The sequence below is a fragment of the Burkholderia sp. 9777_1386 genome (assembly GCF_015712265.1).
Lineage (GTDB): Bacteria > Pseudomonadota > Gammaproteobacteria > Burkholderiales > Burkholderiaceae > Burkholderia > Burkholderia cenocepacia.
This window is the reverse complement of record NZ_JACCQB010000031.1, coordinates 15,248-35,658: the sequence shown is the minus strand read 5'-3', so window position 1 is coordinate 35,658 and position 20,411 is coordinate 15,248. Positions and strand designations below refer to the sequence as shown.

Genomic DNA, 20,411 nt, shown 5'->3' with positions numbered 1-20,411 from the left:
CATGTCAAGCAATTCACCACGAAGTCGAGGGTCATCATGTCGGGCATCGAGGTCGCCAAACCGCCGGCACGGCGCACGCGCCGGCCGATCGACGGCGCCACCGCGCAGGAGCACCTGCTGCGCGCCGCCGAGGAGCTGTTTTACAAGGAAGGCGTGCGAACGGTCGGCGTCGAGGCGGTGGTGGAGCGCGCGGGCGTCAACAAGATGAGCCTGTACCGCCAGTTCTCGTCGAAGGACGAGCTGATCCTCGCGTATCTGGAACGGATGGACGCGTGCTTCTTCGAGCGGCTCGACACGAGCGCCGCGAAGCATCCGGGGCAGCCGAAGGCGCAGCTGATCCAGTACTTCGTCGATCTCGCCGAACGCGCGACGCAAAAGGACTATCGCGGCTGCCCGTTCGTCAACGTGGCCGCCGAATTCCCGGATGCGTCGCATCCGGCGCGCGAACGCGTCGCGCAGAACAAGGAACAGCTGATGAAACGGCTCGTCGCGCTGTGCGAAGGCGCCGGCGCGCGGCAGCCGAAGGCGCTCGCCGATGCGCTCGCGCTGGTGGTCGAAGGCATTTATGCGGCGAGCCAGACCTATCGGCACGGCGAAACGCCGATCGGCACCGCGCCCGCGCTCGTCACGCAGCTGATCGAAGCCGCCTGCGCGTGACGGGCCGCGCCCGCCCGTCGCCGGCGTGCCCGCTACAATGCGGCCCTCGCCACTCCTCCGCCCGACTGGTATCACGATGACCGACACCCGCCCCGACTCACACGACGACATTCTCGCCGCCACGCGGCACTGGCTCGCGCGCGCGGTGATCGGGCTCAACCTGTGCCCGTTCGCGAAAAGCGTCTATGTGAAGGAACAGGTGCGCTACGCGATCAGCGAAGCGACGACACTCGAAGACGCGCTCGCCGAACTCGAAACCGAGCTGCGCTTGCTCGACGCGGCGGACCCGCAGCAGATCGATACGACGCTCGTGATCTACCCGCATGCGTTCGCCGATTTCGTCGACTACAACGATGCGCTGTTCTTCGCCGAGCGGCTCGTTCAGCAATTGCGGCTCGACGGCGTGCTGCAGATCGCGAGCTTCCATCCGCAATACCGGTTCGACGGCACCGAACCCGACGACATCGAGAACTACACGAACCGCGCGCCGTATCCGATCCTGCACCTGCTGCGCGAGGACAGCATCGCGCGCGCGGTCGACGCGTTTCCGGACGCGTCCGCGATCTACGAAAAGAATCAGGAAACGCTGCGCCGCCTCGGCCACGAAGGCTGGCGCGAATGGATGCGCCGGCCGGGCGACGACGTGTGACGCGGCGTGTCACGTGCGGCGTGCAACGTGCGGCGCGAGCGCCATGCCCGCGCGGCCGCGTCAGCCTTCGGCCGGCTCGACGGCGGCGTCGCTCGCCGGCGCGGCTTGCGCGACGAAGAAGCGCTCGTTGAGTTCGGCGAGCCCGAACATCCCGAGGATCTCGTTCAGCCGCTCGCCGGGGCGCCGGCGCGGCAGGTTCTTGTACTGCGCGATGATCAGCTCGTTCTTCATCGAATGCTCCCAGCCGACCAGTTCGGTCACGCTAACCTGGTAGCCGTGCGCTTCGAGCTGCAGGCAGCGCAGCACGTTGGTGATCTGGCTGCCGAATTCGCGCGTATGCAGCGGATGGCGCCACACCTCGGTCAGCGCATTCGCGAGCGACTTGCCCTTGTTCTTGCGCAGCACGCCCGCGACTTCCGCCTGGCAGCACGGCACCAGCACGATGTGCTGCGCGCGCTTCGCGAGCGCGAAGCGGATCGCGTCGTCGGTCGCCGTGTCGCACGCGTGCAGCGCGGTGACGACGTCGACCGTGTCGGGCAGTTGCGGCGACGTGATCGAATCGGCGACCGACAGGTTCAGGAACGACATGCCGCCGAACCCGAGCCGGGCGGCGAGCTCGGTCGAGCGCGTGACGAGTTCCTCGCGCGTCTCGATGCCGTACACGTGTGACGCGAACGCCGGCGTGCCGTGCCCCGGCTGCTGCTTGAAGAACAGGTCGTACAGGATGAAGCCGAGATACGACTTGCCGGCGCCGTGATCGACGAGCGTCACATGGCCTTTGTCGGCCTGCACGCCGGCGAGCAACGGCTCGATGAACTGGAACAGGTGATAGACCTGCTTCAGCTTGCGGCGGCTGTCCTGGTTCAGCTTCCCGTCGCGGGTGAGGATGTGCAGTTCCTTCAGCAGCTCGACGGACTGCTCCGGGCGGATTTCGTGGGTCTTGTTCGACATCGTGAAGCGCCGCCGGGCCACGGTCGGTCGACCACGGCCCGGCGGCGGAAATTCGTGAGGAATGGCGACAGTTTACCGAAAATACGCGGTCAGGCCCGGGCGCCGAGCCGCCACAGCGACGTGATCTCGGCACGACGCGCCGCATGCAGCGGATCGTCGGCGTCCGTCGACTTCGGGTGCGCGGGACGGATGTCGTCGCGGCCGAGCACGACGAGGCCGGCTTCGTCGATCCATTGCAGCAGGGTTTCACGCGGCCGCAGGCCGAGATGCTCGGCGAAATCGGACAGGATCAGCCAGCCCTCGCCGCCCGGCTCCAGATGCGCGGCCAACCCCGCGAGGAAACCGCGCAGCATGCGGCTGTCCGGATCGTAGACCGCGTATTCGATCGGCGCGCTCGGCCGGGCCGGCACCCATGGCGGGTTGCAGACCACGAGCGGCGCACGGCCGGGGGGAAACAGGTCGGCCTCGACGATATCGACGTGGCCCGCATGACCGAGCCGCGCGACGTTCTCGCGCGCGCAAGCGAGCGCACGCGGATCCTGATCGGTCGCGACGATATGCTCGACGCCGCGCGAGGCAAGTACCGCGGCCAGCACGCCGGTACCTGTGCCGATGTCGAATGCGAGCGACGTCGCCGGCAGCGGCGCGCGTGCGACGAGCTCGACGTATTCGCCGCGCACCGGCGAGAACACGCCGTAATGCGGGTGGATCGGCGCGCCGCCGAGCGCCGGGATCGGCACGCCCTTCTTGCGCCACTCATGCGCACCGACGAGCCCGAGCAGTTCGCGCAGCGACACCACCGACGGCGCGCCGCCGGGGCCGTACGCTTCCTCGCAGGCCGCGCGCACGTCGGGCGCGCGGCGCAGCGGGATCGTGTAATCGGCGTCGAGCGGGATCAGCAGCATGCCAAGCGTGCGGGCGCGCTGCGATTGCGCGAGACGATGCAGGTTGAACGCATCGACGCCGGCCGCGGCTTTCGCCTTCTTCGGCTTGCGTTCGACACGGCGCGCCATCGCCTGCACGAGCTGGCGTGCATTCTGGAAGTCGCCCTGCCAGACGAGCGCGGTGCCCTCGCACGCGAGGCGGTAGGCCGCGTCGGCGGTCAGGCGGTCGTCGGCGGGCACCGCGCGCTTCGGCGGTTGCACGCCGGCTTCGGAGCGCCAGCGCACGGCATGATCGACGCCGTCGGCGTCGGTCCAGTGGAAAACGGGGGAATCGGTCACGCGAACTCGGTTACGGTTGGCTCAGCGGCAGCGAGAATTCGCCGCGCGGACCACACCATACCGCGCTTTGCCCGACCCGGCAAAACAGGCGCCGCGACAATCGCCCGGAAGCGTTCATCGCGGCGCAATCTCGTCAATCAGGCGAGATCGACGGTTTCCGCAATGGGTGCATCGCGCTTGACGGCCGCGATGCCGTTCTCGCGAGCCTGCACGCTGCTGTACGTCTCGCTCGTGCCGATGACCTGGTGGTTGGCCGCCTTCAGATTGAACATGGGCTCACCGTTGTGGGCGAGCTTCCGTTCGTAACGCTCGTCGAGCGGCGCGTTTTCCCGCACGGACGCGATCCCGTTTCTCGCCCCGCTTTTCTCCTCGTACCGCTCGCTCGCGAGGATGATCTCGCCGTTCGCCGACTTCAGGTGGAAGTAGTACTGGCCGTTCGTGGCCTTCTTGAGTTCGAATTTTGCCGCCATGGCGTTCCCCTAAAAAAATGTCCGACCCTCGGACATCGGCAAGTGTAAGGGGCATGCCGACAAAAATCGACATTTCGCGGAGATAAGCGTTAAAGACTGTCAAATGGTGAATTTTCAGACATCTTTGACCGACGTTGAATCCGGCCGAACGATCTAGCCGCCCCATCCCGGCATGGTCGGCAGGCGCAGCGTGCCCGCGTCGTTGAAGCGCACCGTGCCCAGCACGCTGCCGGCGAGCCGGCCACGCAACGCATACGGCAGCTCGCCGTTTGCGGCCGCGCCGGGCAGGTTCCACGCCTGCCGGGCGGCAGCGAAAGCCGACACCGACACGGGCACGTCGAGCACGGCCTCGCCGAACCGCGGCACGGTGCCCGCCCGGTCGCTGACCCCGCTCGCGAACGGCGCGCCGTTCAGGTCGAGCGCGACCGAGATGCCGTCGTAGTCGATCGGCGCGTCGTTCGGATTCTGCACGCGCAACTTCAGGCTGAAGCGCATCTCGAGACCCTGCCCGACCAGCGGGTCGAGTCCGGCGACCGACACGCGCACGGGCTCGCGCGTGAGCGCCGCGCAACCGCCCAGCAGGAACACGGTCGCGAACAGCAGCAGCACGGCGCGCCGCGGCGCGATACGGAACAGGGCGCATGGCATGGGGAGGCCTCCTCGTGGCGATCGGTGAACGGGTCGTCGACGCATTGTACCGACCATGCAGCCTCTCGCCGGACTTCGTAGTTTTCGTGGCGCCGGCAGATCGTTAATAGATTAAAACTACGAAATTTCCGGCTAAACGGAAAGCGCATTAATGACTTTCAGCATTCAATGAAGCGCTCGGAATTCAATAGATGCTCTTTCTAAATTTTTCGTTTCCTTTACCCAAAACCATCAAGTATATTTACGCATCCTTGGAGCAAGCCGACAAACCTTGAAGCCGCATGACGGCGAATTTACGGGACGGCGACACGCTGTCCTTCCGTCCTGCGGCCTGGCCCGGCCAGCCCCGTAGGTCGTCGGTTCAAAGGGATTGCGCGCCTGCGCCGGGCGTGCTGCCCCGTGTCGTGCGCGCGAAATCAATTCAGTACAACACGCGCCCGGCCATTTTGAACCGGCAAGTTAACCGACATCCGGAAATCCAGAGGGGGCAGTAAACCATGATTACCTTCACGTAGTCGGCCGCCGTCTTTTCGAATAATCCGTCATTGGCATTTTTTCGCTGTTGATTAAACGGCGAGGGGATTGCTTTTGCCGGCGTTTTCGCAGCACTGAACGATTCTTTCAACAATCGAGGTTTCAGTCATGTCGATCCATATTCGCAAGATGCGTTATCTGCCGCTCGTCGCCGCACTCGCGCTCGCCGGGTGCGGCGGCGACGACGGCGGTGCGGGCTCCGCTTCCGCGCTCAGCTCCGCCGGCGCGCCGCATACGGGCTCGTCGCCCACCGTCGCCGCGCCGCCGAGCGCATCGAACGTCGACAAGAGCGTCTCGCCCGTCGAATTGCCGGACACCGTGGTGCCCGTGAACTACCGGCTGTGGTTCCGCCCGAACGAAGCGCTGAACGCGTTCGACGGCCGCGCCGACGTCGAGATCAAGGTGCTCAAGCCGGTCAACAACATCGTGATCGCCGGCCACCGGATCAAGTTCACCAACGGCCGCATCACGCTGCAGCCGGGCAACATCCAGCTGATCGCGACGCCGCAGGACAAGGGCGACTTCTATCAGCTGCGCCCCGTGAGCGGCTCGATCTCGCCGGGCAACTATTCGCTGCACATGGAGTGGTCGGGCATCATCAACTTCAAGTCGTATGACGATCCGGTCAACCACACGGGCGGCAGCTGCGGCGACGATCCGTATCCGGGCTGCTCGGCCGCGGAAGGCGTGTTCCGCGTCGACCTGAAGGGCACCGACGGCAAGACGAGCGGCGCGATCCTGACGCAGGGCGAAACCAACCTGTCGCGCCAGTGGTTCCCCGGCTGGGACGAGCCGGCGTTCCGCCCGACCTATGAAGTGACGGCCGAAGTGCCGCAAAGCTGGCGCGTCGTGTCGAACGCGGCCGAGAAGCCGTCGACCAACGTCGGCGGCGGCTACAAGCTCGTGCAGTTCGAGAAGACCCCGCCGATGCCGTCGTACCTGCTGTTCTTCGGCGGCGGCATGTTCGACACCTACGAGGACGACTTCACGAGCCCGCTGCCGGGCGGCAAGGGCGGCCTGCACCTGCGCGTGTTCACGCCGCCGGGCATGAGCGAGTGGGCGAAGCCGGCGATGGACCGCACCAAGCAGGCGCTCGACTACTACTACCGCTACACCGGCATCCCGCTGCCGCTCACGAAGTTCGACACGGTGGCCGCGAACGATGCGTTCAAGGAGCAGAAGGACCTGAACTTCGGCGGGATGGAGAACTGGGGCTCGATCCTCGAGTTCGCCGACGACATCCTGCCGCAGCCGGGTCAGCCGATGTCGCACTACGGCAACGAAGTGCTGACGCACGAAGTGGCGCACCAGTGGTTCGGCGATCTCGTGACCACCGACTGGTGGGACAACGTGTGGCTCAACGAATCGTTCGCGACGTTCTTCGAGACGAAGACGACGATCCAGTTCTTCCCCGACGAGTTCAGCTGGCTCGACCAGGTGAAGAACAAGTATCGCGTGATCAATCGTGACATCGGCCCGAACGCATTCCCGGTCGCGCCGAACTTCAACGACTGGGCGTCGAACGACTTCGTGCTGAGCGCCAGCGCGTTCACGTACGACAAGGGCGGCCACGTGCTGAAGACGCTCGAGAACTATCTCGGCGAGCAGACGCTGCGTAAGGGCCTGCAGCAGTACCTGGTCGACTACTCGTTCGGCAACGGGACGCCGAAGCGTCTGTGGGATGCGCTGTCGAAGGAAAGCGGCCAGGCGGTCGGCCCGATCGGCGACAGCTACGTGCGCCAGACCGGCGTGCCGCTGATCTCGCTCGACACGCAATGCGACCTGACGAAGAACCAGACGGTCGTCACGCTGAAACAGCAGCCGTTCCCGAACAAGAACGCGTATCCGGGCCTGCAGTGGACGGTGCCGCTCACGCTCGCGTACGGCCAGGGTCTCGCGAAACGCACGACGCTCGCGCTGAAGGACACGCAGACGCAGACGCGGATCGACGGCTGCACGGGCGTGGTCGCCGATCCGAGCGGTCTCGACTACTACGTCGTGAACTACAGCGACGCGGCCTGGAGCGGGCTGCTCACGCAGATCAACAGCTCCACCGATCCGGTGCTGCTGGCGAACCTGAAGAGCGAAGCGGCGCTGCTCGTCGCGAACAACCTCGCGCCGGCTTCGCGCTCGACGTCGATCGGTTCGGTCGCTTCGCCGGCCGCGATGAAGCTGCGCCAGACGCCGAGCTTCGGCGGCATCGAACCGGTGACGAAGCAACGCCCGGCCCTGCAATACCAGGGCATCTTCAAGCCGCGCAAGGTAGTCACGCAGTAACGGTGCGCGTCCGGCCGGTGCCGCGCGACCCGCGGCGCCGGCCGGCGTACCGGTTTCTCCGACCTGTTGACGGGCCTCGCATGCGAGGCCCTTTTTTCATGGGGCGCGACGTTCGCCCGTCGTCACGCCCACGCGGCGTCCCACGCCGGCTGCGCGAACCACGTGGCGAGGAACGCGACGAGCCGCGACGTGCGCGCACTGCCGCGCGCCTGCTGACGCAGCACGTGGATCGTCGCCGGCTCGGGCGCCGCCGCGTACTGCGGCAGCAGCGCGCGCAACCGTCCGTCGCGCAGCGCGTCCGCCGCGAGCCAGGTCGGCAGGTGCGCGAGACCGAGCCCGTCGATGGCCGCCTCGAGCAACGCTTCCGAATGATTGCTGCGAAACCGCGGCTGCGCCGGCACGTGACGGCGCTCGCCGAAGCGCCACGCGCCGGGCGGCGGCGCGCCATGCCATGCGAGACAGTCATGGCCGGCGAGCGCGTCGGGCGATGCGGGCTCGCCGCGCCGGGCGAGGTAGGCCGCGCTCGCGCACAGCACGCGCCGCTGCGGCGCCAGCACCGTCGCGACGAAACGCGTGTCCTCGAGCGGGCCGATGCGCACCGCGAGATCGACGTCGGAACCCAGCCGCGCGCCCTGCAGGTCGACCATGCTGTCGGTCAGCACGAGGTCGACCTGCAGCGCCGGATAGCGCTGCATGAACGCGGCCAGCGCGGCCATCAGGTGCCGCCGACCGAAGGGCGCCGGGCAGTCGACGCGCAGCAGCCCGCCCGGTTCGTCGTGCTGGCTGTGCAGGTCTTCCTGCAATCCGCGCAGCTCGGCCAGCATTCGGGTCGCGCGCCCGTACAGCAGTTGCCCGGCCTCGGTCGGCCGCAGCGCGTGCGTGGTGCGATGCAGGAGACGGATGCCGAGCTGCGTCTCGAGCCGGTCGATGCGCCGCGTGACCGACGACGCGGCGACGCCGAGCCGGCGCGCGGCCGCCGAGAAGCTCTGCTGGTCGACCACGTCGACGAACAGCGCGAGGTGCGGGGAAAGGAAGTCGTCCATTCGTGAGCCTGTGGATGGGCTATGCGGAATACGCAAAACAATCATCCGCCTTTGCACGTTTCCGCGTCAAACCGGGCCCACTAGACTGCATTCACCGGTTTCATCCGCCGCACGCGCCGGCCCGCCGGGCCGGGCAGCCGCCATCGTTCACGGAGATCATCATGCGCAGCATCCGCTTCGACAGCCCCGCCGCCGACATCGAGTCGCTCGACGCGCGGGTCCGGGACATCGCCCCGCCCGTACCGGCCGACGGCCAGATGCTGATCGAGGTGCGCGCGGCCGGCGTGAACCCGAGCGACGTGAAGGCCGCGCTCGGCCGCATGCCGCATGCGGTGTGGCCGCGCACGCCGGGGCGCGACTGGGCCGGCATCGTGCGCAGCGGCCCCGACAACTGGATCGGCGCGCCGGTGTGGGGCTCGGGTGGCGATCTCGGCGTCGGGCGCGACGGTTCGCATGCGGAATGGCTCGTACTGGACGCCGCGCACGTGCGCCGCAAGCCGGGCGTGCTGACGCTCGACGAGGCGGCCGGCGTGGGCGTGCCGTTCGTCACCGCGTACGAAGGCCTGCGCCGAGCCGGCATGCCGACGGCCGACGACGTCGTGCTCGTGTTCGGCGCGAACGGCAAGGTCGGTCAGGCCGCGATCCAGCTCGCCACCGCACGCGGCGCGACCGTGATCGGCGTCGAGCGCGGGCCCGGCGCCTATCGCGGCCATGCGTCGGGCGACGTCCCCATGATCGACGCATCGAGCCGGACGGTGGCCGACGCGGTACGCGAGTTGACCGGCGGCCACGGCGCGGACATCGTCTACAACACGGTCGGCAGCCCGTATTTCGAAGCGGCGAACGCGTCGATGGCGATCGGCGCGCGACAGATCTTCATCTCGACGATCGAGCGCAGCGTGCCGTTCGACATCTTCGCGTTCTATCGCGGCCAGCACACGTTCGTGGGCATCGATTCGCTGCAGCTCGGCGCGGCCGCGGTCGCGCAGATCCTCGATACGCTCGCGCCCGGCTTCGGCAACGGCACGCTGCGCCCGTTCCCGATCGGCGACGACTACGTGTACCCGCTCGAGCGTGCGCACGACGCGTATCGCGCGGTGCTGGCCGGCGCGCGCGAGCGCGTCATCCTCAAGCCCTGACACCGGCCCCAACGGGAGACCGCCATGATGGATTACGTGACCTCGCTCGTGGTGGGCGTCGGTGTCGGCGTGTTGTACGCGCTGCTGCACGTGCGCTCGCCGGCCCCGCCGCTCGTTGCGCTCGTCGGCCTGCTCGGGATGGTGATCGGCGAACGCGCGATCGCGCTGCTGCGTTGATGCGTCGATGCAACGCCCGATGCCGCGCTAACGATCGTCGCGGCGCCGGAACGCCCACCACGCGGCCAGCGCGGTGAAGCCGGCAACGAGCAGCACCATCAGCCAGAAGCCGTGCTTGTTCTCCGAGAACGGCACGCCGCCGACGTTCATCCCGAAGAAGCCGGCGACGATGTTGATCGGCAGCGCGATCACGGTGACGAGCGTCAGCGTGAACAGCGTCCGGTTGTTCTGCTCGTCGAGGCGCGAACCGATCTCTTCCTGCAGCAGCTTGATCCGCTCGTTGAGCCCCGCCAGATCGGCGAGCACCAGCGAGAACTCTTCGGTCGACTCGCGCAGCTCCTGAACGTCTTCCGTGTGCAGCCACGCGGGCGGCTTCGCGAGCAGCCGGAAGATCGACCCGGGCTCCGGCGCGAGCATGCGCTGCAGGCGCGTCAGCGTGCGGCGCATCGCACCGAGTTCGATGCGGCTCGACGTGAGCCGCTGCGACAGGAAGCGATCCTCGATGCGGTCGACGTCGATGCTCGTGCGCCGCATGATCTGGATCAGCAGGTCGGCCTGGTCGCGCAACAGGTGCACGAGCAGCTCCGCGGGCGAGCGGAACTGCTCGCCGTCGCGCACGCACGCGCGCAGCGTGTCGACCGAGCGCAGCGGCTTGAGCCGCGCGGTCACCATGATGCGCCGCTCGACGTGGACGAACAGCGTCGCGATCTCCGACGGCGTGAGCTCGAGGTTGAACATCACGTCGTTGACGATCGCGCGCAACGCGCCGTCTTACTGCTCGATGCGCGTCGAGCGCGAGCCTTCGTGCAGGAATTCGAAGAAGCTGTCGGGCAACCCGAGATGCGTGCGCATCCAGCGCTCGCTCGCGCCGTGCGCGAGATTGAAATGCAGCCAGACGAAATCGCCCGATGCGGCCGCGCCGTGCTCGCGGCACGTGCGCAGCCATGCGGCGGCCGCGTCGGCATCGAGCAGCGCGCCGGCGCCGCCCGGATCGAAGCGGAATCCGCACACCATGCCGGAGGTATCGGCGCCGTAAGTCTGTACGATCAGGTCCATCGTGTCGAAGGGGGGGCGGCACGCGGCGCGCCGCACATCGTGGGTCGCGGGCCCGCGCCGGGTAAGGAAAGGAGACGTATGCCCGACGGGCGTGACGCGCGCGTGACAGTGTCACGCGACATCATACCGGCAGCTTCTCCTGCCCCAAAAACAACGCGCCGCCCGATGGGCGGCGCTGACCGGAAAGACCTCGTGACGGGCGCGGCACGCGTTACTGCCGCGTCTCCGACTGCGCGGCGCTCGGGCACGCGGGGTCCTTGCCCCAGTGGCCGTCGCACACGCGCCAGCGACACAGCTGATCCTCGAAGAAACCGCGCTCCGAACACTCCTTCACGCGCGACGCCAGCGAGCCGCCGGTGGTTGCCGCCGTCTTGGTCGGCACGGCCTGCCCCTTCTGAGCGGCGAGTTTCTTGTCGGCCGGCTTCGTGCGCGCGACGAGCGCCGCGAGCAGATCGGCATCCGGATCGTCCTTCCCCGCCGCCTTCGCGGTTCGGGTGGGCGTCGCCTCGCGGCGCTTCTTCGCCTGCGCGAGCTCGGCCTGCTGTTCCTTGCGATGCTTGCGGGCTTCGGCCTTCGTGTCGGCCTTCGCCTCGGTTTTCGTGTCGGTCTTGCCGTGCGCGGCGACCTTCGTGCTCTTCGACACGTCGGCCTTCGCGGTCTTGGACGTCGCCGCTGCGGCGGCCGCAGTGGCGGCGACGCCGGCCGCAGCCGCCCCGCCCGAGCCCTCTTCGGCGCCGTTGGCGAGCGCGCGCGACAGCCGGCTGTTGTCCGCCGCGGAGGCGGCGGAAGCCGATGCGGATGCAACGGCCTGGGACGCCGAATCGTCGTTGACGATCGTGGCCGGTTGCACGGCCGACGCAGCGGACGCCCCGTTCTGCGCGACCTGCGCGGCGGCGCCGCTGGCCGGCGTGGCCTTGTCCGGCGCAGCCGCCGCGGGTGCCGTCGCGGCCGTGACGACCGCGGGCTGCTCGCCCGACGACTGCTGCATGCGCCACGCGCCCCAGCCGCCGACGGCCACGACCAACGCCACGACCGCGGCGATCGGCGCCTTCAGCGAACGGCGCGGCGGCTCGGCGGGCGGCGTGACACGCCCTTCCAGATCCGCGAGAATGCGCGACTGCCGTGGCCCTCCCTCGCCCGCCGGTTTAGTATCGGACAGCAGGCTGGGCGGAGTTTTCGAATTTGAATTTTCCGGCGCACTCATTCAGCGTCTCATTGAATCCTGGTTTAATTCACCGCGATAATATAGCCCGGCCTCTCGAAGCAGCCTGATTCTAAGAGCAAGCATTGCAAAACACAATCAATTCCAATTTCCGGGGATATCGTTGATTGCCGTCGCACTCGTCGCCTATTTCGCCCTTGCCGTCGCCGTTGCGGCACTGTTGCTTTTACCGGGTATCCGCGCGACCGTTTTCGAATCCGTTGCCCAGTTTCACGGCCGTCTTACCCGCCGTGCGAACGATCGCGCCGCGCGCACGCGGAGTCAGATTGTTAAATCGGCAAGCGTTACGCGCGGCGCATTAAACGATGTGCAAAATTTACTGGTTCGGCGGCGCTTGATGATTATGGTATCGGCAGGTATTCTTGCGACGCCGCCATTGGTCGCCATTGCGTTACGCGGCCGGCAATTGTTCCAGTACGACGACACGGCGCGCGTGCCCGACGAGAAGATCGCCGCGCTGCTGCAGGGCGAGCAACTCGTGCCGCCCCCGCCGCTGCCGCCGGAAGTCTTCGCCACCAAGGAAGTCGAACAGGTCCGCCCGGCGCTGAAGGATGCGAGCCGCGACTGGAACCTGCTGGATCCGGATTTCCGTACGCGTTTGCTGCTGATCTACAAGATCATGCACGAACAGCACGGTTATGAAATGGCGTTGCTGGAAGGTTACCGGAGCCCGGAACGGCAGAACCGGCTGGCGCAGATGGGCAGCAACGTGACCAACGCGGCAGCCTTCCAGAGTTATCACCAATTCGGGCTGGCGGCCGATAACGCATTCCTGCGCGACGGCAAGCTGGTCATTTCCGAGAAAGATCCGTGGGCGATGCGCGGCTACCAGTTGTACGGCCAGGTCGCCGAACAAGTCGGCCTGACCTGGGGCGGCCGATGGAAAATGATGGATCTCGGGCACGTGGAATACCATAAACCCGGTTTTAAACTGGGACGCGGCAGCTAGCCAGGGCTGCCGGACAGGAAATAATGAGGGCGGCATGGGGCTTTTTAATATCCCGGCAGGAAACGATATGGGCGACGCAGAAAATCGGGCATTCCGGTGCGCGATTTTTTCCGGCCGCCGCTTCCGTTTTAAATCTCACAGCGTCCTTTCGTTAATGCGCGCGCCTTCTCCGATGCCGCGGGCGCATTGATGCCAGCCCCCTTCATCCCGTTTGACAGCATGGCGACACATCGCGGCGCCACCCTTGCCGCTCGACGCGCCTGCGTCGCCTCACCGAATCGCACCGGAACCTGAACGTCCTATGCAACGCATCCTTAACGTGCTGACTCATCCGCGTACGCTCTCGATCGTCGGGATCGTCGCGCTAGCGGCCATTCTGTTCATCGTCGCCGACATGTTGCAGCTGCCGCTCCTGTGGGCGGCGACCGCGTTCGCGGCGATCCTCGCGCTGTGGCTCGTGGTCGCGCTGTGGCGCCGCTGGCGCGTGAAGCGTGCGAACCAGCAGCTCGGCCAGGTGCTGGAAGAGCAGGCGGAAACCGGCAAGATCGCCGCGCCGGCCGCTGCCGCGCTCGCACCGGACGCGAAGACCGCCGACCTCGACGTGCTGCGCACGCGCCTGTCGGATGCGGTGAAGACGATCAAGACGTCGAAGATCGGCCAGGTGTCGGGCGGCTCCGCGCTGTACGAACTGCCGTGGTACATCGTGATCGGCAACCCGGCCGCGGGCAAGAGCAGCGCCGTGCTCAATTCCGGCCTGCAGTTCCCGTTCGCGGACAAGAACAGCGCCGTGATCCACGGCATCGGCGGCACGCGCAACTGCGACTGGTTCTTCACGACCGAAGGGATCCTGCTCGACACGGCCGGCCGCTATTCGGTGCACGAGGAAGACCGCAGCGAGTGGCTCGGCTTCCTCGGGCTGCTCAAGCGCTACCGTCCGAAGGCGCCGATCAACGGCATCATCGTCACGGCCAGCATCGCCGAACTCACCGGCAACCGCCCCGAATTCGCGATCAACCTCGCGAAAAACCTCCGTCAGCGCGTTCAGGAGCTGACGGAAAAGCTGGAAGTGTTCGCGCCGGTCTACGTGATGTTCACGAAGGCCGACCTGATCACCGGCTTCACCGAATTCTTCAGCAGCAGCGACAAGCACGAGTACGACCGCGTGTGGGGCGCCACCCTGCCCTACGAGCCCGACGACAAGCGCGACGTCGTCGCGCAGTTCGACACGCACTTCGAGGAACTCTACGAAGGGCTGAAGGAAATCAGCGTCGCGCAGCTGTCGCTGTCGCGCGGCAACCAGCTGTCGCCGGGCCAGTTGAGCTTCCCGCTCGAATTCTCGACGATCAAGCCGTCGCTGCGCGCGTTCCTCGCGACGCTGTTCGAGAACAACCCGTTCCAGTACAAGCCGATCTTCCGCGGCTTCTACTTCACCAGCGCGCTGCAGGAAGGCGAAACCAACAGCGCGGCCGCGCAGCGCATCGCGCACCGCTTCGGCCTCGACGGGAATGCGCTGCCGAAACCGCACAGCGCGTTCTCGAAGAACGGCTTCTTCCTGCGCGACCTGTTCTCGAAGGTGATCTTCGCGGACCGCCAGACGGTGCGCCAGTTCGCGAGCCCGACCAAGACGCGGCTGCGCTACGCGACCTTCTTCGGCTTCGTCGCGGCGCTCGCGCTCGCGCTGGGCGGCTGGACCTGGTCGACGATCGGCAACCAGCAGCTGGTCGCGAACGTGCAGGCCGACCTCGACAACGTCACGCGCCTGCAGCAGGGCCGCAACGACCTGCAGTCGCGCCTGCAGGCGATGGACATCCTCGAGGACCGGATCGAGCAGCTCGAACAGTTCCGCCGCGACAAGCCGATGTCGGTGTCGCTCGGCCTGTACCAGGGCGACCGGCTCGAGCAGCATCTGCTGACCGAGTACTACAACGGCGTGCGCCAGATCCTGCTCGCGCCGGTCTCGCAAAACCTCGCGTCGTTCATGAAGGACGTGAACGCGCACCCCGAGCAGCTCGTGCCGATGACGCGCCCGCCCGAATCGGGCGCCGTGCAGGGCGGCACGATACCGGTCTCGACGAACGCGGCAGGCGCCGCCCCGCAGGCGGGCGCCGCGCCGGCCGCGTCCGGCACCGCGCCGGCCACCGCACCGCAACAGGCGGCCGCCCCGCAAGGCGGCCTCTACAGCGACGCGTCGCCAACCAACGTGCAGGATGCGTACAACGCGCTCAAGACGTACCTGATGCTGTCCGACAAGCGTCACGTCGAACAGGCGCACCTGACCGACCAGCTCGCCCGCTTCTGGCGCGGCTGGCTCGAGACGAATCGCGGCAACATGCCGCGCGACGAGATGATCCGGAGCGCCGAGCGGATGATCTCGTTCTACCTGTCCCGCGTGAACGACAACGACTGGCCGATGATCGACGCGAACCTCGCGCTCGTCGACCAGACCCGCGAGAACCTGCGCCGCGTGGTGCGCGGCATGCCGGCCCGCCAGCGCGTCTACGAGGAAATCAAGGCCCGCGCGTCGACCCGCTTCGCGCCGATGACCATCGCGCGCATCGTCGGCGACGGCAACCAGGGGCTCGTGGCAGGCAGCTACGCGATTCCGGGCACGTTCACGCGTGAAGCGTGGTTCGACTACGTGCAGCCGGCGATCCGCGATGCGGCGACCAAGGAGCTGCAGGCGAAGGACTGGGTGCTCAACACGTCGACGCAGGACGACCTGACGCTCGAGGGCAGCCCCGAGCAGATCCAGAAGACGCTCGTCGGCATGTACAAGACCGAGTACGCGCAGCACTGGCAGAAGTTCATGCAGGGCATCGCGGTACAGGGCTTCACCAGCTTCGGCCAGGCCGTCGACGGGATGAACCGCCTCGGCGACCCGCAGGATTCGCCGATCCGCAAGATCCTCGAGACCGCGTACGACCAGACGTCGTGGGACAACCCGTCGCTCGCGAACGTGACGATCAAGAAGGCGCAGACGGGCGTCGTGAACTGGGTCAAGCAGCTGTTCTCGCGCTCGCAGGCCGGCCAGGTGGCGGCAGCCAACATCGACATCAACGGCAATCCGGCCGAGGTGCCGATGGGTCCGATCGGCCAGGAGTTCGTCGGGCTCGCGCGGATCGTCGCGACGCACGACGGCACGTCGATGCTGAAGGGCTACATGGAGTCGCTGTCGAAGGTCCGCACGCGCTTCAACGTGATCAAGAATCAGGGCGACCCGGGGCCGGGCGCGCGCCAGCTGATGCAGCAGACGCTCGACGGCAGCGGTTCGGAACTCGCCGATTCGCTGAAGCTCGTCGACGAGCAGATGCTGACGGGCCTGACCGATTCGCAACGCAAGTCGCTGCGTCCGCTGCTGGTGCGGCCGCTGATGCAGGCGTTCGCGGTCGTGATCCAGCCGGCCAGCGCCGAAGTCAACAAGGTGTGGAACGCGCAGGTCTACCAGCCGTTCCAGAGCTCGCTCGCGACGAAGTACCCGTTCGCCGCGAACGCGAAGGTCGAGGCCGGCGCCGGCGAGATCGCGCAGGTGTTCGGTCCGGACGGCTCGATCGCGAAGTTCGTCGGGACGACGCTCGGGCCGCTCGCGGTGCGCCGCGGCGACACGCTCGCCGCCCGCACGTGGGGCGACATGGGCATCGGACTCACGCCGGACTTCACCAACGGCTTCGCCCGCTGGGTCGCGCCGCTCGCGGGCGGCGCGGCCGGCAGCGCAGCCGCGTCGGCCGAGCCGCAGACCGTGTTCCAGATCCTGCCGCAACCGAGCACGGGCACGACGGAATACACGATCGCGATCGACGGCCAGCAGCTGCGCTACCGCAACACGCCGCCGCAGTGGACCAACTTCGTGTGGCCGAACCCGCAGGGTTCGCCGGGCGCGACGCTGTCCGCGACGACCTTCGACGGCCGCACGGTGCAGCTCGTCAACGAGCCGGGCCGCTACGGTCTCGAGAAGCTGATCAACTCGGCGCAGCGCAAGCGCCGTCCGGACGGCACCTTCGACCTGACGTGGGCACAGGGCAGCGTGAACGTGTCGGTGACGATGCGCATCATCAGCACGTCGCAACCGTCGGCCGGTGGCGGCGACCAGCCGCAGCAGCAAAGCCTGCGCGGCCTGCAGCTGCCGTCGTCGGTCGCCGACGCGAGCGCGGGCGCCGCGCAGAACGCGACGCAAGCCGGCATCGGCACGCCGGGCGCCGCGCCGGCGGTCGCGGCCGCCAACGCAACGAATGCACAGAGGGCGCAATGACGCAAACCGTACAGGCGCAAATCGCCTACTTCGGCAAGATTCCGTCGCGCGGCGACTTCGTGAAGAGCGCGCACAATCCGCAACTGCTGCAGACGCTCGATCGCTGGATCGCACAGGCGCTGGAGCTGCTCGCGGAAGATCCGCGCTGGAAGATCGTCTACGAGGATGCGAAGCCGATGCATTTCGCGTTCCTCGGCTCGCGCAGCAAGCTCGCGATCGCGGGCCACATGGTCGCGAGCCACGACGTGTCGATGCGCCGCTTCCCGTTCCTCGGCGCCACCGCGCTGGAGGTCGACCGGCCGGTCGCCTTCCTCGCGCGCAGCCCGCTCGCGTTCGCGCGGCTGTGGTCGCGCGTCGCCGCGCAGATCCCGCCGCTGCTCGGCAAGGACGAGCCGCCCGGCGCGCTGCAGGCGCTCGGCGACACGCAGGTGCCGATCGACATCGGCGGCCCCGGCACGTCGCATGACGGCACCTTCAACGATTTCGTCGAACACCAGACGCTGCACGGCCTGCAGGAGATGCTGCTCGAAAGCGGTCATCCGGTGCGGCTGCGCGGCGCGATGCTCGCGCTCGGCTCGCTGCTGCGGCCGGTGATGCAGAGCGGTTCGTCGCACATCGAACGCGGCCTCACGCTGCCGCTGCCGGTCGATCCGTTCTACCGCAGCCTCGTCGCCGCGTTCTGGCTCGAGCTGATCGCGCCGTTCGTCGCGCAGGCCGACTTCGAGCTCGCGATCTTCATCGGCACGATCGCCGAACGCGAACGGCTCGTCATCGGCTTCAACGGCGCGTCGGCGAAGACGCTGCTGAGCGTCGTCGACCCGCAGACCTACGCCGCCCACAACATCGACATCGACGATCCCGAGTGGATCGACGCCCATGCGCAAAACGATCACCAGATCAGCAAGCTCGTCAGCTACCTCGACCAACCGCAACTCTCGCTGCGCGTCGCCATCGACGCGTTCCGCGAAGCGTTCATCGGAGGCTGACCGCATGCATCGCACGATTCAGGTCCGGCGCGCGCGCTTGTCGGCCGCCGTCTCGCCCGCCCTCGCCGCGCTGTTCGCGGCCGGCCTCGTCGCGAGCGGCGCGGCCTTCGCGCAGAACACCGGCGCGACCGTCACGCCGGTCGGCAACGGCACGGTCGCGACGACCGCGCTGCCGCAGGCCAACCCCAACGCCGGCGGCGCGTCCGGCACGGTGGTGCACGGCACCGCCGGCACGCTCACGCCGCCGCCCGCGAACGCGGCGCCCGGCCAGGTGGTGGTCGGCGGCAAGGTGCCCGACGAGGCGACCAAGGCCGCCGTGCTGCAGAAGCTGCGCGATACCTACGGCGCGACGAACGTCGTCGACCAGATCGAGGTGGGCGACGTCGCGACGCCGCCGAACTGGAGCGCGAACGTGCAGAAACTGCTCGGCGCGCAGCTCAAGCAGATCAGCAAGGGCCAGTTGAAGATCAACGGCACGCAGATCGAGATGAAGGGCGAGGTGCACAACGAGGCGCAGCGCCAGCAGCTCGCGAGCGACATGGCGAACACGCTGAACCCGACGTACACGATCAAGAACGGGCTGCGCGTGTCGGCGTCCGAGCAGGGCGTGCTCGACCAGACGCTCGCGAACCGGACGATCGAGTTCGAGACCGGCAGCGCGACGCTGACGCCGCAGGGCAAGTTGATCCTCGACCAGATGGCGGCCGCGCTCGCGAAGATGCAGAACCGCACGGTCGACATCATCGGCCACACCGACAACTCGGGGAACCGGACGTCGAACATCGCGCTGAGCCAGGCGCGCGCGGATGCGGTGAAGGGCTACCTGATCACGAAGAGCATTCCGCCGCAGCAGATGACGACGACGGGCGTCGGGCCGGATCAGCCGATCGCGCCGAACGATACGGCCGACGGGCGGGCGCGGAACCGGCGGATCGAATTCCGCGTCGGGCAGTAACGGGACCTCGACCGGCCGCCGTCTCCATGACGGAGCGCGGCGGCGGCACGGCATACGACGGGCGGCGGCAGCGATGCACCGCCCGTCTTGCGTTTACGACTGCTCGTCGGGCCGCACGCCCAGCAGTTCGCGAATATGCGACAGCGAGCCGTCGTCCTTCACGACGCTCTCGAGCCACTTGTGCAGCGGCATGTCGGCCCATTCGGCCGCCTTGTCGGCGAGATACGCGACTGGGCTGTGCGGCTCGGTCTGACGGAAATAGCGCGCCACCGCACGCAACTGGTCGACGGCCTGCGCACGGTTCTGGATGCCGGCGATCGTCTGCGTCACCGGAGGACGCGAAGCGGTCTGCTGCTGCACGTGGGTCTCCTCGGTCTGGATCGGTTGGCCGAACACCGGCTCGATGCGCTCGGGCTGGGCCTGCTGCACCGCCTGCGTGTGCGGCGCGCTGCCGGTATAGCCCTGTTCGCGCGCGAAGCGCTCGGCGAGCCGGTACACGGTCTCGAACGCGTCGCGCGCCTGCCGGAAGCTCGGCGCCGAATCGCCCGCGCGCTCGACGAGCCGCTCCTCGAACGCATCGAGCGCGAATTCGAACGCCTTCAGGTTCGCCAGCAGCGCCGTGTAGAACGCGATCGACGTCACGCGCCGCGACGCGTCGATCTGCTCGATCGACGGCTTGCCGCGCGCGATGTCGTCCGCATGCTCGGGGTCGCGCTTGATCGACTGCGCGACGTGCTGCGCGACTTCCCAGTCGAGCGTGCTGAACGCATTCGATGCACCGTCGGTCAGCGGCACCGCGCGCAGCAGCTCGGCCGTGCGACCGGACAGCCATGCGACGTTGCCGAGCCGGTGCTCGATGTCGTCGTCCTCGGGCAGCGGGTGGAAGGTGTCCCAGAACTCGCGGCACAGACCCTCGAGCAGCGCATAGCCTTCGGTGAGGCCGGTGATGCCGTCCTCGAGCGCGAGCGCCTCGGTCAGCCACACGGCGAGCCGCAGGTCCTTCGTGCGCGTGCGCAGCAGCTCGCCCGCATGGTCGACGACGAAGCCCCAGTCGGCCTCCTTGATCTCGGTCACCCATTCGCCCTGGTCGAGCGTCGGGTCGTCGTAGCGCCGCGCGTCCTGGATCGCGTCGAATTCGTTCGAGAACAGCAGGTCGTCGCCGCTGGGCGACGCCTCGCTGATCGGCGTCAGCAGCTCGGGGAGATTGATCGGCATGGTTCAGTGAATCC

The 20,411-nt window shown here is 67.6% G+C and carries 15 protein-coding genes and 2 pseudogenes; 9 read left to right on the top strand and 8 right to left on the bottom strand.

Translation table 11 applies throughout. The features are described from left to right. Positions 1-36 precede the first annotated feature (36 nt). Positions 37-657 (top strand): TetR/AcrR family transcriptional regulator, encoded by a 621-nt coding sequence (locus H0X91_RS21920; RefSeq protein WP_006481919.1) that lies wholly within the window; start codon positions 37-39, stop codon positions 655-657. 76 nt (positions 658-733) lie between these two features. Further along, positions 734-1,306 carry a DUF1415 domain-containing protein gene (locus H0X91_RS21915; protein ID WP_048991979.1) on the top strand — a complete coding sequence of 191 codons (573 nt, stop codon included), beginning with the start codon at positions 734-736 and terminating at the stop codon, positions 1,304-1,306. 60 nt (positions 1,307-1,366) lie between these two features. Here the strand turns inward: H0X91_RS21915 and H0X91_RS21910 are convergent, their stop codons facing one another. The 4 genes from H0X91_RS21910 to H0X91_RS21895 all read right to left on the bottom strand — a co-directional run bounded on the left by H0X91_RS21910 (position 1,367) and on the right by H0X91_RS21895 (position 4,598). After that, positions 1,367-2,257, bottom strand: a complete 891-nt coding sequence (locus tag H0X91_RS21910; RefSeq protein ID WP_034201872.1) for a class I SAM-dependent methyltransferase — start codon at positions 2,255-2,257, stop codon at positions 1,367-1,369. Positions 2,258-2,346: 89 nt separating this feature from the next. After that, positions 2,347-3,480 carry a methyltransferase gene (locus H0X91_RS21905; RefSeq protein ID WP_006494412.1) on the bottom strand — a complete coding sequence of 378 codons (1,134 nt, stop codon included), beginning with the start codon at positions 3,478-3,480 and terminating at the stop codon, positions 2,347-2,349. Positions 3,481-3,617: 137 nt separating this feature from the next. Further along, positions 3,618-3,950, bottom strand: coding sequence for a YegP family protein (locus tag H0X91_RS21900; protein ID WP_034201067.1), 333 nt, complete (start codon positions 3,948-3,950; stop codon positions 3,618-3,620). Between the two features lie 153 nt (positions 3,951-4,103). Further along, positions 4,104-4,598 carry an LEA type 2 family protein gene (locus H0X91_RS21895; protein ID WP_062911036.1) on the bottom strand — a complete coding sequence of 165 codons (495 nt, stop codon included), beginning with the start codon at positions 4,596-4,598 and terminating at the stop codon, positions 4,104-4,106. Positions 4,599-5,240: 642 nt separating this feature from the next. Between H0X91_RS21895 and H0X91_RS21890 the strand changes: the two genes are divergently transcribed. After that, entirely contained in the window at positions 5,241-7,409 is a 2,169-nt protein-coding gene (locus tag H0X91_RS21890) for a M1 family metallopeptidase (RefSeq protein ID WP_006481916.1), read from the top strand. A gap of 122 nt (positions 7,410-7,531) precedes the next feature. Here the strand turns inward: H0X91_RS21890 and H0X91_RS21885 are convergent, their stop codons facing one another. Continuing rightward, entirely contained in the window at positions 7,532-8,452 is a 921-nt protein-coding gene (locus H0X91_RS21885; RefSeq protein WP_006481915.1) for a LysR family transcriptional regulator, read from the bottom strand. Positions 8,453-8,613: 161 nt separating this feature from the next. Here H0X91_RS21885 and H0X91_RS21880 point away from each other — a divergent pair, with 161 nt between their 5' ends. Both H0X91_RS21880 and H0X91_RS21875 read left to right on the top strand, forming a co-directional pair. After that, a complete protein-coding gene (locus H0X91_RS21880) occupies positions 8,614-9,591 on the top strand; it encodes a quinone oxidoreductase family protein (protein WP_034201070.1) in 978 nt (325 codons plus the stop codon). Between the two features lie 27 nt (positions 9,592-9,618). Beyond that, positions 9,619-9,765, top strand: a pseudogene (locus tag H0X91_RS21875) (DUF1427 family protein); the annotation flags it as partial. Between the two features lie 30 nt (positions 9,766-9,795). Here the strand turns inward: H0X91_RS21875 and H0X91_RS21870 are convergent. Further along, positions 9,796-10,824, bottom strand: a pseudogene (locus H0X91_RS21870) (transporter). Positions 10,825-11,035: 211 nt separating this feature from the next. Beyond that, entirely contained in the window at positions 11,036-12,028 is a 993-nt protein-coding gene (locus tag H0X91_RS21865) for a hypothetical protein (RefSeq protein ID WP_006494415.1), read from the bottom strand. Positions 12,029-12,149: 121 nt separating this feature from the next. On the opposite strand from H0X91_RS21865, the gene H0X91_RS21860 reads away from it, so the two are divergent. From H0X91_RS21860 to H0X91_RS21845, 4 genes are all read left to right on the top strand, one after another. Beyond that, positions 12,150-12,995 carry a M15 family metallopeptidase gene (locus H0X91_RS21860; protein WP_062911037.1) on the top strand — a complete coding sequence of 282 codons (846 nt, stop codon included), beginning with the start codon at positions 12,150-12,152 and terminating at the stop codon, positions 12,993-12,995. A 301-nt stretch (positions 12,996-13,296) separates the two neighbouring features. Then, positions 13,297-17,241, top strand: coding sequence for a type VI secretion system membrane subunit TssM (gene tssM / locus H0X91_RS21855; RefSeq protein ID WP_196433342.1), 3,945 nt, complete (start codon positions 13,297-13,299; stop codon positions 17,239-17,241). Continuing rightward, a complete protein-coding gene (gene tagF / locus H0X91_RS21850) occupies positions 17,238-18,227 on the top strand; it encodes a type VI secretion system-associated protein TagF (RefSeq protein ID WP_006483243.1) in 990 nt (329 codons plus the stop codon). The genes tssM and tagF overlap by 4 nt, the downstream gene beginning before the upstream one ends. A gap of 4 nt (positions 18,228-18,231) precedes the next feature. Continuing rightward, positions 18,232-19,182 carry an OmpA family protein gene (locus H0X91_RS21845; protein ID WP_006494417.1) on the top strand — a complete coding sequence of 317 codons (951 nt, stop codon included), beginning with the start codon at positions 18,232-18,234 and terminating at the stop codon, positions 19,180-19,182. Between the two features lie 93 nt (positions 19,183-19,275). On the opposite strand, the gene tssA is transcribed toward H0X91_RS21845, so the two are convergent. Next, positions 19,276-20,397, bottom strand: coding sequence for a type VI secretion system protein TssA (tssA, locus tag H0X91_RS21840; RefSeq protein WP_006484398.1), 1,122 nt, complete (start codon positions 20,395-20,397; stop codon positions 19,276-19,278). Positions 20,398-20,411: the final 14 nt, after the last annotated feature.

What these genes read in the sequence shown, in the direction of transcription:
- H0X91_RS21920 (WP_006481919.1), top strand. Translation starts at nt 37, where the DNA reads ATGTCGGGCATCGAGGTCGCCAAACCGCCGGCACGGCGCACGCGCCGG.
- H0X91_RS21915 (WP_048991979.1), top strand. Translation starts at nt 734, where the DNA reads ATGACCGACACCCGCCCCGACTCACACGACGACATTCTCGCCGCCACG.
- H0X91_RS21910 (WP_034201872.1), bottom strand. Translation starts at nt 2,257, where the DNA reads ATGTCGAACAAGACCCACGAAATCCGCCCGGAGCAGTCCGTCGAGCTG.
- H0X91_RS21900 (WP_034201067.1), bottom strand. Translation starts at nt 3,950, where the DNA reads ATGGCGGCAAAATTCGAACTCAAGAAGGCCACGAACGGCCAGTACTAC.
- H0X91_RS21895 (WP_062911036.1), bottom strand. Translation starts at nt 4,598, where the DNA reads ATGCCATGCGCCCTGTTCCGTATCGCGCCGCGGCGCGCCGTGCTGCTG.
- H0X91_RS21890 (WP_006481916.1), top strand. Translation starts at nt 5,241, where the DNA reads ATGTCGATCCATATTCGCAAGATGCGTTATCTGCCGCTCGTCGCCGCA.
- H0X91_RS21885 (WP_006481915.1), bottom strand. Translation starts at nt 8,452, where the DNA reads ATGGACGACTTCCTTTCCCCGCACCTCGCGCTGTTCGTCGACGTGGTC.
- H0X91_RS21880 (WP_034201070.1), top strand. Translation starts at nt 8,614, where the DNA reads ATGCGCAGCATCCGCTTCGACAGCCCCGCCGCCGACATCGAGTCGCTC.
- H0X91_RS21865 (WP_006494415.1), bottom strand. Translation starts at nt 12,028, where the DNA reads ATGAGTGCGCCGGAAAATTCAAATTCGAAAACTCCGCCCAGCCTGCTG.
- tssM (WP_196433342.1), top strand. Translation starts at nt 13,297, where the DNA reads ATGCAACGCATCCTTAACGTGCTGACTCATCCGCGTACGCTCTCGATC.
- tagF (WP_006483243.1), top strand. Translation starts at nt 17,238, where the DNA reads ATGACGCAAACCGTACAGGCGCAAATCGCCTACTTCGGCAAGATTCCG.
- H0X91_RS21845 (WP_006494417.1), top strand. Translation starts at nt 18,232, where the DNA reads ATGCATCGCACGATTCAGGTCCGGCGCGCGCGCTTGTCGGCCGCCGTC.
- tssA (WP_006484398.1), bottom strand. Translation starts at nt 20,397, where the DNA reads ATGCCGATCAATCTCCCCGAGCTGCTGACGCCGATCAGCGAGGCGTCG.